Origin of the sequence: Sporichthya brevicatena, assembly GCF_039525035.1 — a bacterium.
GTDB classification, from domain to species: Bacteria; Actinomycetota; Actinomycetes; order Sporichthyales; family Sporichthyaceae; genus Sporichthya; species Sporichthya brevicatena.
In genome coordinates, this window is record NZ_BAAAHE010000055.1 from 37,223 (window position 1) to 45,951 (window position 8,729).

The 8,729-nt window shown below is 72.1% G+C and carries 7 protein-coding genes and 2 pseudogenes; 4 read left to right on the forward strand and 5 right to left on the reverse strand.

Annotated features, from left to right (window positions below):
• Positions 1–13: 13 nt before the first annotated feature.
• Positions 14–1,996 (reverse strand): annotated as a pseudogene (locus tag ABD401_RS25140) (hydantoinase/oxoprolinase family protein); the annotation flags it as partial.
• A 94-nt stretch (positions 1,997–2,090) separates the two neighbouring features.
• Here ABD401_RS25140 and ABD401_RS24050 point away from each other — a divergent pair.
• From ABD401_RS24050 to ABD401_RS24065, 4 genes and pseudogenes are all read left to right on the forward strand, one after another.
• Positions 2,091–3,182 (forward strand): ABC transporter ATP-binding protein, encoded by a 1,092-nt coding sequence (locus tag ABD401_RS24050; protein ID WP_344609586.1) that lies wholly within the window; start codon positions 2,091–2,093, stop codon positions 3,180–3,182.
• A 3-nt stretch (positions 3,183–3,185) separates the two neighbouring features.
• A complete protein-coding gene (locus ABD401_RS24055; protein ID WP_344609588.1) occupies positions 3,186–3,995 on the forward strand; it encodes a hypothetical protein in 810 nt (269 codons plus the stop codon).
• A gap of 146 nt (positions 3,996–4,141) precedes the next feature.
• On the forward strand, positions 4,142–4,792 hold the full coding sequence (locus ABD401_RS24060) for an HhH-GPD-type base excision DNA repair protein (RefSeq protein ID WP_344609590.1): 651 nt from the start codon (positions 4,142–4,144) through the stop codon (positions 4,790–4,792).
• A gap of 230 nt (positions 4,793–5,022) precedes the next feature.
• Positions 5,023–6,345 (forward strand): annotated as a pseudogene (locus ABD401_RS24065) (RNA polymerase sigma factor); the annotation flags it as partial.
• Between the two features lie 117 nt (positions 6,346–6,462).
• Here the strand turns inward: ABD401_RS24065 and ABD401_RS24070 are convergent.
• From ABD401_RS24070 to ABD401_RS24085, 4 genes are all read right to left on the reverse strand, one after another.
• Positions 6,463–6,870, reverse strand: a complete 408-nt coding sequence (locus ABD401_RS24070; protein WP_344609594.1) for a VOC family protein — start codon at positions 6,868–6,870, stop codon at positions 6,463–6,465.
• Between the two features lie 153 nt (positions 6,871–7,023).
• Entirely contained in the window at positions 7,024–7,512 is a 489-nt protein-coding gene (locus tag ABD401_RS24075) for a DUF456 domain-containing protein (protein WP_344609596.1), read from the reverse strand.
• Positions 7,513–7,535: 23 nt separating this feature from the next.
• A complete protein-coding gene (locus ABD401_RS24080; RefSeq protein ID WP_344609598.1) occupies positions 7,536–7,691 on the reverse strand; it encodes a hypothetical protein in 156 nt (51 codons plus the stop codon).
• Between the two features lie 78 nt (positions 7,692–7,769).
• Positions 7,770–8,639 carry an aldo/keto reductase gene (locus ABD401_RS24085; protein WP_344609600.1) on the reverse strand — a complete coding sequence of 290 codons (870 nt, stop codon included), beginning with the start codon at positions 8,637–8,639 and terminating at the stop codon, positions 7,770–7,772.
• Between the last annotated feature and the right edge of the window lie 90 nt (positions 8,640–8,729).

An 8,729-nucleotide genomic window follows, 5' to 3' on the forward strand; every position in this document is an offset into this window, starting at 1 on the left:
GCGCCGGCCCGGTGACGGGCTCGACGACCGCGGCCCGTTCCAGCAGCGGGGCCTCGTGCCAGGCGCCTCCGGCGTAGAGCGGCACCGTCGCTGGAGATGTCATCTCCACCGGTTCGGCCGCGGGCGGTGGAGATGACATCTCCACCGGGCCGGCGGCGATCGCCTCCACCGTCAGCGATCCGACGACCAGCGGGCGGTCGAGGCGGAAGGCGTAGGTCTTCTCGTGGGCCGCGACGAACGCCTTCGTCATCGTGGCGGCGTCGGTCAACGGGACCTCGATCAGGGTGTCGGTCCCGTCGTAACGCAGGTGCGCGATCCGGTCGACGCGGATGCCGTCGGACGACACTCCGTGCTCGGTGAGCTCACCGGCCGCCTCGGTGGCGAGAGAGGCGGCCAGGGACTCCAGGTTCGTCTCCACGGCGGGGTCCAGCGCGCGCTCGACGGCCTGCGTCCGACGGGCCGTCAGGTCCGCGAGCCCGATGCCGACGGCGGAAAGCAGGCCCGCGAGCGGGGGCACGAGGACCGTCGTCACCCCGAGCGCGTCGGCGACCGCGCACGCGTGCTGTCCGCCCGCGCCGCCGAACGAGACCAGCGCGTATCGCGACAGGTCCCGTCCCTTCGCGACAGTGATCCGGCGGATCGCGTTCGCCATGTTGTCGACCGCGACCGCGAGGAACCCGGCCGCGAGTTCCTCGACCCCGCCCTCCACTGGAGATGACATCTCCACGGACATCGCCGATTTCGTTGGAGATGTCATCTCCAGTGCGGGGGCGAGGGCGGCGATCGCGGCGCGGGCGGCGTCGGGGTCGAGGGGTTGGTCGCCGGCGGGGCCGAAGACGGCGGGGAAGTGCGCGGGGTCGATCCGGCCGAGCACGACGTTCGCGTCGGTGACGGTCGCGGGGCCGCCGCGGCGGTAGCAGGCCGGGCCCGGGTGCGCGCCCGCCGACTCGGGACCGACGCGGAACCGCCCGTCGACGACGCGCAGGACCGACCCACCGCCGGCGGCGACGGTCGAGATGTCGAGCATCGGCACCTGCAGGCGGATCCCCGCGACCTCGGACTCGACCACCCGCTCGTACGCGCCGGCGTAGTGCGAGACGTCGGTCGACGTCCCGCCCATGTCGAAGCCGATCACCGACGAGAACCCCGCCGCCGCCGAGGACCGCGCCATGCCGACGATGCCGCCGGCCGGGCCGGAGAGCACGGCGTCCTTGCCCCGGACGGTCGCGGAGTCGGTCAGCCCGCCGGTCGAGCGCATGAACAGCAACCGGACGCCGGGCAGCTCGGCCGCGAGGGCGTCGACGTAGCGGCGCAGCCCGGGGGACAGGTACGCATCCAGCAGGGTCGTGTCCCCGCGCGGGACGAGCTTGCGCAGCGGGCTGACCTCCGCGGAGGCCGCGACCTCGGCGAAGCCGAGCTCCCGCGCGAGTTCCGCGGCCGCGGCCTCGTGCTGCGGGAACAACGGGGCGTGCAGCGTCACGACGGCGACGGCCTCGACGCCGTCGGCGCGGGCCGCCTCGAGCTCGGACCGCAGTGCGGCCAGGTCGGGCTCGCGCACCACGGTGCCGTCCGCCGCGATCCGCTCGGCGAAGGCGATCACGCGTTCCGCGGGCGGGGTCGGGCGTTCGATCTTCCGCGCGAAGATGTGCGGCCGGTTCTGGTAGCCGATCGTCAGGGCGTCGGTGAATCCCTCGGTGACGACCAGGGCCGTGCGCGCCCCGCGGCGCTCGAGCAGCGCGTTGGTCGCCACCGTCGTCCCGAGGCGGACCTCGGCCACGGCACCGGGCGGGATCGCCTCGTCGGGGCCCAGGCCGAGCAGGAACCGGATCCCCGCCACCGCGGCGTCGGCGTACCGCTCCGGGTTCGACGAGAGCAGCTTGTGCGTGACGACCCGTCCGCCGGGCCGGCGCGCGACGACGTCGGTGAAGGTCCCGCCGCGGTCGATCCAGAACCGCCAGCCCTCGTCGCGCACGCTCACGGAAACAGGTTCTCGCATCAGGCAAATCGCGGTACCGCGAGCCTCCGAGGTTTCTCCTGTCTCCCTAGGTAACTTCAGTACCACGCGTGACCGGACCAGAGAGGGCCCCGCAATGATCCAGGCGCGGAACCTGCGCAAGAAGTACGGCGGCGTGGCCGCCGTCGACGACCTGTCCTTCGATGTCCGTCCCGGTGTGGTCACCGGCTTCCTCGGCCCGAACGGCGCCGGCAAGTCCACGACGATCCGCCTGATGCTGGGCCTCGACCGCGGCGAGGGCGAGACCCTCTTCGACGGCGTGCCCTACCGCAAGCTGCGCCAGCCACTGCGCGAGGTCGGGTACGTCTCCGACGTCCGCGCCCTGCACCCGGGGCGCAAGGCCCGCACGCACCTGCGCATGCTCGCCGCCTCGCAGGGCATCAGTCGCAAGCGCGTCGACGAGGTGCTCGACTGGGTCGGCCTGACCACGGTCGCCAAGAAGCGTCCCCGGGCCTACTCGCTCGGCATGGTGCAGCGCCTCGGCCTCGCCGCCGCGCTGCTCGGCGACCCTCGCGTCCTGATCCTCGACGAGCCGGCCAACGGCCTCGACCCGGCGGGCATCCAGTGGTTGCGCGGCTTCCTCCGCGCCTACGCCGCCGAGGGCCGCACGGTCTTCGTCTCCAGCCACCAGCTCGCCGAGATGTCGCAGATGGCCGACCACCTCGTGGTCATCGGCCAGGGCCGCCTCATCGCCGACGAACCCGCGGACGTCTTCGCCGGCCGCAGCTCCACCGCCGGCCGGGTGCTGGTCCGCACCCCACACGTCGAGCGGCTGCGCCGCCTGCTCGCCGAGGTCGGTGCCGACGTCGAGCGCGGCGAGAACTCCGAGCTGGCCGTCGGCGGCGTCGACCGCGCGATCATCGGCGAGCTCGCGTTCCGCAACGGCATCGTCCTGCACGAGCTGACGCTGCGGTCCGCTCCGCTGGAGGACGCGTTCCTCGAGCTCACCGCCCCGCGGTCGGAGTTCACCGCGCGGCCGGTCGTCGCGGTCCCGAGCGGCGGGCCCCGGATCCCGGCCCAGGCGACCTCGAGCGGTGCGGCCGACTGGGACACGCAGACCTTCGACGTCGTGAGCGAGTTCGAGCAGGCCGGCTCCGACGCCGACTCCGCTTCCGACTCCATCGAGGCCGACGGCGCCGCCGCCGGTTCCGTCGCCGGGAAGGGCTGAGCCATGCGTACGTTCTTCGGCGCTCTGCGCTACGAGTCGATCCGCCTCCGGTCGATCCGGTCGACGTGGGTGCTCGTGCTCGCGGCGATCGCCTCGGCCGCCCTCGTGGCTGAGATCGTCGCCCGCGAGATCCTGCGCGGCGAGGAGTTCCTGTCCGAGCCGGAGACGATCGTGAGCCTGCTGACCGGCTCCTCCGGTGTCGGCCCGCTGTCGTTCCCGGCGCTGTTCGCCGGTCTGATCGGCGTCGCGGCCCTCGGGACCGAGTACCGCCACGGCCTGATGCACTCCACGCTCACCGCGGTCCCGCGGCGCGGGGTGCTGCTGTTCGCGAAGCTGATCGTGGTCGGGGCGTTCGCGGCCCTGACGGCGGTCCTGTCGATCGGCGCCGCGTTCGCGGTCGGCCGCGCGGAGATCGGCTCGGGCTTCGGGACCAGCCTGCTCACCGCGGGGGACACGGAGCGGGCGCTGGCCGGCTTCGTCGCCCTCGTCGTCCTGACCGCGCTCCTCGGTGTGGGCCTCGGTGCCCTGCTGCGCAGCGCGACCGCGGCGGGCGTCGTCCTCGTGGCGCTGCCGGCGCTGGTCGAGCCGCTGGCGATCTGGGCCCTCACCGGTCCGAAGTCGGGCCTCGGCGAGGACATCGCCGCGCACCTGCCGTTCACGGCCGGCGCGCAGATGGTGAACCTGCCCGGCGGCGACGGGCCCGGTTTCGACCTCGTCGCCCTGGGCGCGCTCGCCGGAGGCCTGACGTTCCTGGCCTTCGTGGCCGCGACCACCCTCGTCTCGACCGCGGTCTTCGCCCGCCGGGACGCCTGACCTCGGATTCCACCCGCTGCAACACCCGCTGCACGAGCACGGCCCCGCTTCACCCGTCGGATCCGCGCTTCACCGGTCCCACCCGTCCGGTGGAGCGCGGATCCGACGGGTGAAGCGGGGCCGTTGCGCGTGGCAGGATCGCGCTCATGGGATTTCAGATCGCCGGTGTGCCGGAGGCTGACGCGGTTCTCGACCAGTACCCGCTGGCGGTGGTCATCGGGATGCAGCTCGACCAGCAGTACCGGGTCGAGGACGCGTTCAAGGGTGGCTGGAAGTTGCTGACCCGGTTCGGCTCGCTCGACCCGGCCGACATCGCCGCCGCCGACCCGGAGGCGTTCAAGAACCTGTGCAGCACCCCGCCGGCGATCCACCGGTTCCCCGGGGCGAAGGCGAAGGTCATCCAGGAGCTCGCCGCGCTCGTCGTCGAGAAGTACGACGGTGACGTCACCCGCCTCTGGACCGAGGCGAAGGACGGCGCGGACCTGCTCAAGCGCTTCCAGGAGCTCCCCGGCGTCGGAGCGCAGACGGCGAGGATCCTCGTCGCGCTGATCGCCAAGCAGATGGGCGTCCGGCCGAAGGGCTGGGAGAAGGCGGCGGGGGACTACGCGCTGGACGGCTACCGCTCCGCCGCGGACATCGTCGACGCCGAGTCCGCCGTGAAGGTCCGGGACTTCAAGCAGGCGGCCAAGGCCGCCGCGAAGGCAGCGAAGGTCACATCCACGGCCCCCGCCCCGGCGGCGACGAAGGCGGCGCCCAAGGCTCCCGCCCGCAAAGCCGCCAAGACCGGGACGAAATAGCCGGAGCGGCCTCCCGGCGTGTCGCCCGTCCGCGCGCTATACAGGGATGCGGCCCGGGTTCGGCGAGTGTCCGGGGCCGTCCGGCAGGACCCGCTCCGACACGAACACGGATCACGTGTCAAAATGCCGTGCGCCGGAACGTGACCGCGCCAAGCTCGACCGGCGCTCCCTCCGGACGCGCCTCGATCGTCGGAAGGTAGTTCGTGTCGGCCACCCCCATGCCACCTGAGTCCGCTTTGTCCGCCGCAGACGGAACTGCGCGCACCGTTGCCGCCCGCGCGGCGACCGCGCGCACCGCCGCTTCGGCGAGCGTGGCGAAGAAGGCGCCTGCGAAGGCTGCCCCGGCGAAGAAGACCGCAGCCAAGGCCCCGGCCGCCAAGAAGGCCGCCGAGAAGGCCCCGGCGAAGAAGGCGGCGGCCAAGGCCCCCGCCGACAAGGCCGCCGCCAAGAAGGCGGCGACCAAGAAGGCCGGCCCGGGTACCGAGGCCGAGGCCGGGGCGCCCGGCGAGGCGCTGGCCGAGGGCGAGCTGGCGGCCGAGCCGTTGGCCGAGGAGCCCGCGGGCGAGGAGCTCGAGGCCGAAGAGTTCGTCATCTCCGACGAGGACGACGCCGACGAGCCCGCGGCCCAGGTCGCGCAGGCCGGTGCCACGGCCGACCCGGTCAAGGACTACCTCAAGCAGATCGGCAAGGTCCCGCTCCTCAACGCGGAGCAGGAGGTCGAGCTCGCCAAGCGCATCGAGGCCGGCCTGTTCGCCGAGGAGAAGCTCAACGGCGAGGAGAAGCTCAACGCGAAGTTGCAGCGCGAGCTGCAGATCATCGCCGAGGACGGCCGCCGGGCGAAGAACCACCTGCTCGAGGCGAACCTCCGCCTCGTCGTCTCACTCGCCAAGCGCTACACCGGCCGCGGCATGCTCTTCCTGGACCTGATCCAGGAGGGCAACCTCGGTCTGATCCGCGCCGTCGAGAAGTTCGACTACACCAAGGGCTACAAGTTCTCGACCTACGCCACGTGGTGGATCCGCCAGGCGATCACCCGCGCGATGGCCGACCAGGCCCGCACCATCCGTATCCCGGTGCACATGGTCGAGGTCATCAACAAGCTCGCCCGCGTGCAGCGCCAGATGCTCCAGGACCTGGGTCGCGAACCCACCCCGGAGGAGCTGGCCAAGGAACTCGACATGACCCCCGAGAAGGTCATCGAGGTCCAGAAGTACGGCCGCGAGCCGATCTCGCTGCACACCCCGCTCGGTGAGGACGGCGACTCCGAGTTCGGCGACCTGATCGAGGACTCCGAGGCGATCGTCCCCGCGGACGCGGTCTCCTTCACGCTCCTGCAGGAGCAGCTGCATTCCGTCCTCGACACCCTCTCCGAGCGCGAGGCCGGCGTCGTCTCGATGCGCTTCGGCCTCACCGACGGGCAGCCGAAGACCCTCGACGAGATCGGCAAGGTCTACGGCGTCACCCGTGAGCGGATCCGCCAGATCGAGTCGAAGACGATGTCGAAGCTGCGTCACCCGTCGCGCTCCCAGGTCCTGCGCGACTACCTCGACTGACTCGACTGATCCGTCCGCGCGCCCACCAGCGCCGCAGACTCCCGAAAGCGCAGTACAGCACCTCCGGACGCAAAATCCGGGTGCCGTACTGCGCTTTCGGGGTTTAACGCGCCGGTGTCACTGCGCCTGCTCCACCATCACCATCCAGCTGACGCCGAAGCGGTCGAGGCAGGCGCCGAAGGCGGGGGAGAAGAACGTCTCGCCCATCGGCATCTGGACCTCGCCGCCCTCGGCGAGCGCGTCGAAGATGCGCTTCGCCTCGCCGGCGTCGGGAGCCGTGTGGCAGATCGCGACGCCGACCTTGGGCCCGCCGGTGCCGGTCGGGTCGTCGGAGGCCATGAGGTAGCGGTCGCCGATCTTCAGCCCGGCGTGCAGGACGGCGTCGGGGCCCGCGCCGGGCATCTCGCCGCCCGCGGGGGCGTCGCCGTTCGCCATGATCGACAGCTCGCCGCCGAAGATCTCCTGGTAGCGGGTCATCGCCTCCCGGCAGGTGCCGGTGAAGAACAGGTACGGGTCGAAGCTCATCGGTTCCTCCGCATCGATGGTTGTCACCGATCCTGACGGCCCGCACCGACAGAACTCATCGGTCGAGGCCCGCGGATTCGCCGCCGCCCGGTCAAGAAAGGGTGACACCCCTTACTGCGCAGTAAGGGGTGTCACCCTTTCTTGTCCGCAGGCTCAGGCGGTGGCGATCGCGCCGACCAGCCAGATCCCGGCGCACACGACGCCGGCGGCGAACTCGATGACGATGGAGAGCAGGGCGCCGCGCAGCGCCGTCCGCGTCGCCTCCCACGCCGGGTCGTGCGCCCCCAGGCGGGAGCGTTCAGCCAGGTAGACCCCGAGGACGAAGCCGACCAGCGCACCCACCACGGGGACGACGAAGAACCCGACGACGCCGAGCCCGGCGCCGAGCAGCAGCGTCCGGCCGGGGATCCCGGCGGCCTGCATCTGCCGGCCCGGGATCAGGAACTTGATCACTTGGGAGGCGGCCGCGACCGCGCTGACCAGCGCGAGGACGACCCACCGGCCGTCGCCGTCCGAGGCCAGCGCCCAGACGAGCACCGCGCCCCAGATCAGGAGCACGCCCGGCAGCACCGGGAGCACGACCCCGATCAGGCCGACCAGGATGACCGCGCCGACCAGCAGGTTCAGCGCGAGGGTGTCCACGCGCCGAACCTAGCCCAGACCGGTCAGGGGTCCTGGAAGTTCCGGGTCTCCGAGTTGCCGGCGTCCACGCGCGGCTCCCAGTGGGTCGCGCCGTAGCTCAGGCCGCCGACGACGCCCAGCAGCACCATCAGCAGCGCGAAGCGCACCGCGAGGGTGTACGTGAACTCGACCACCGACATGGGCCTTGGACGTCCGAAGTGTCCGTTTGGATCCGAACGATCTTCGTCCGTGTTAGGGCGCGTCGGTCGGCTCGGGCATCAGGCCGCGGCGCTGAGCCGGGTGAACTCCTCGTCGCTGAGGGTGACGTCGACGGCGGCGACGTTCTCCTCGAGGTGGGCGACCGACTTCGTCCCCGGGATCGGGAGCATCACCGGGGAGCGGCGCAGCAACCAGGCCAGCGCGAGCTGAGCGGGCGTCGCACCGTGGCTCCGGGCGAACTCGTCCAGGACGCCGCCCGGACGCGCCAGGGCGCCGGTGGCGACCGGGTACCAGGGGATGAACGCGATCCCCGCGGCCTCGCAGTGGTTCAGCACGGCCTCGTGGACGCGGTCGGCGAGGTTGAAGCGGTTCTGCACGCTGACGATCTCCGCGATCGCCTGGGCGGCCTGAATCTGCGGGACGTCGACCTCGGAGAGGCCGATGGCCGCGATCTTGCCCTCCTTCTGGAGCGCGGCGAGCTCGCCGACGGAGTCCTCGAGCGGGACCAGCGGGTCGACGCGGTGCAGTTGGTAGAGCGGAATCTGCTCCAGGCCGAGCCGGCGCAGCGACATCTCGACCTCCTGACGGAGGTACTCAGGGCGCCCGCACGGATGCCACTCGCGGGGGCCGGTGCGCAGCAGCCCGCCCTTGGTCGCGATCGTGACGCCGTCGTACGGGTGCAGCGCCTCGCGGATCAGCTCCTCGCTGACGTACGGGCCGTAGGAGTCCGCCGTGTCGACGAAGTCGACGCCGAGTTCGACGGCCCGGCGCAGGACGGCGATCGCCCCGTCCCGGTCCGCGGGCGGGCCCCAGACCCCGTCGCCGGTGATCTGCATGGCGCCGTAGCCCAGGCGGTTGACGGTGGGGGACCCGGGACCGGATCCCAGGCGAACTGTGCCGGCGCGGCCGGCGACTCCGTGTGCGCTCATGTCAGGTGGCAACTACCCGAACGGAGCAGACCATTCCCCGGCTGGGCGGGGCCGGTCGCACGCCGGACATCTGCCCGCAACACGGCCCGG

Excerpts from the sequence above, each read along its gene's own strand:
- ABD401_RS24050 (WP_344609586.1), top strand. The coding sequence starts at position 2,091 with ATGATCCAGGCGCGGAACCTGCGCAAGAAGTACGGCGGCGTGGCCGCC.
- ABD401_RS24055 (WP_344609588.1), top strand. The coding sequence starts at position 3,186 with ATGCGTACGTTCTTCGGCGCTCTGCGCTACGAGTCGATCCGCCTCCGG.
- ABD401_RS24060 (WP_344609590.1), top strand. The coding sequence starts at position 4,142 with ATGGGATTTCAGATCGCCGGTGTGCCGGAGGCTGACGCGGTTCTCGAC.
- ABD401_RS24070 (WP_344609594.1), bottom strand. The coding sequence starts at position 6,870 with ATGAGCTTCGACCCGTACCTGTTCTTCACCGGCACCTGCCGGGAGGCG.
- ABD401_RS24080 (WP_344609598.1), bottom strand. The coding sequence starts at position 7,691 with ATGTCGGTGGTCGAGTTCACGTACACCCTCGCGGTGCGCTTCGCGCTG.
- ABD401_RS24085 (WP_344609600.1), bottom strand. The coding sequence starts at position 8,639 with ATGAGCGCACACGGAGTCGCCGGCCGCGCCGGCACAGTTCGCCTGGGA.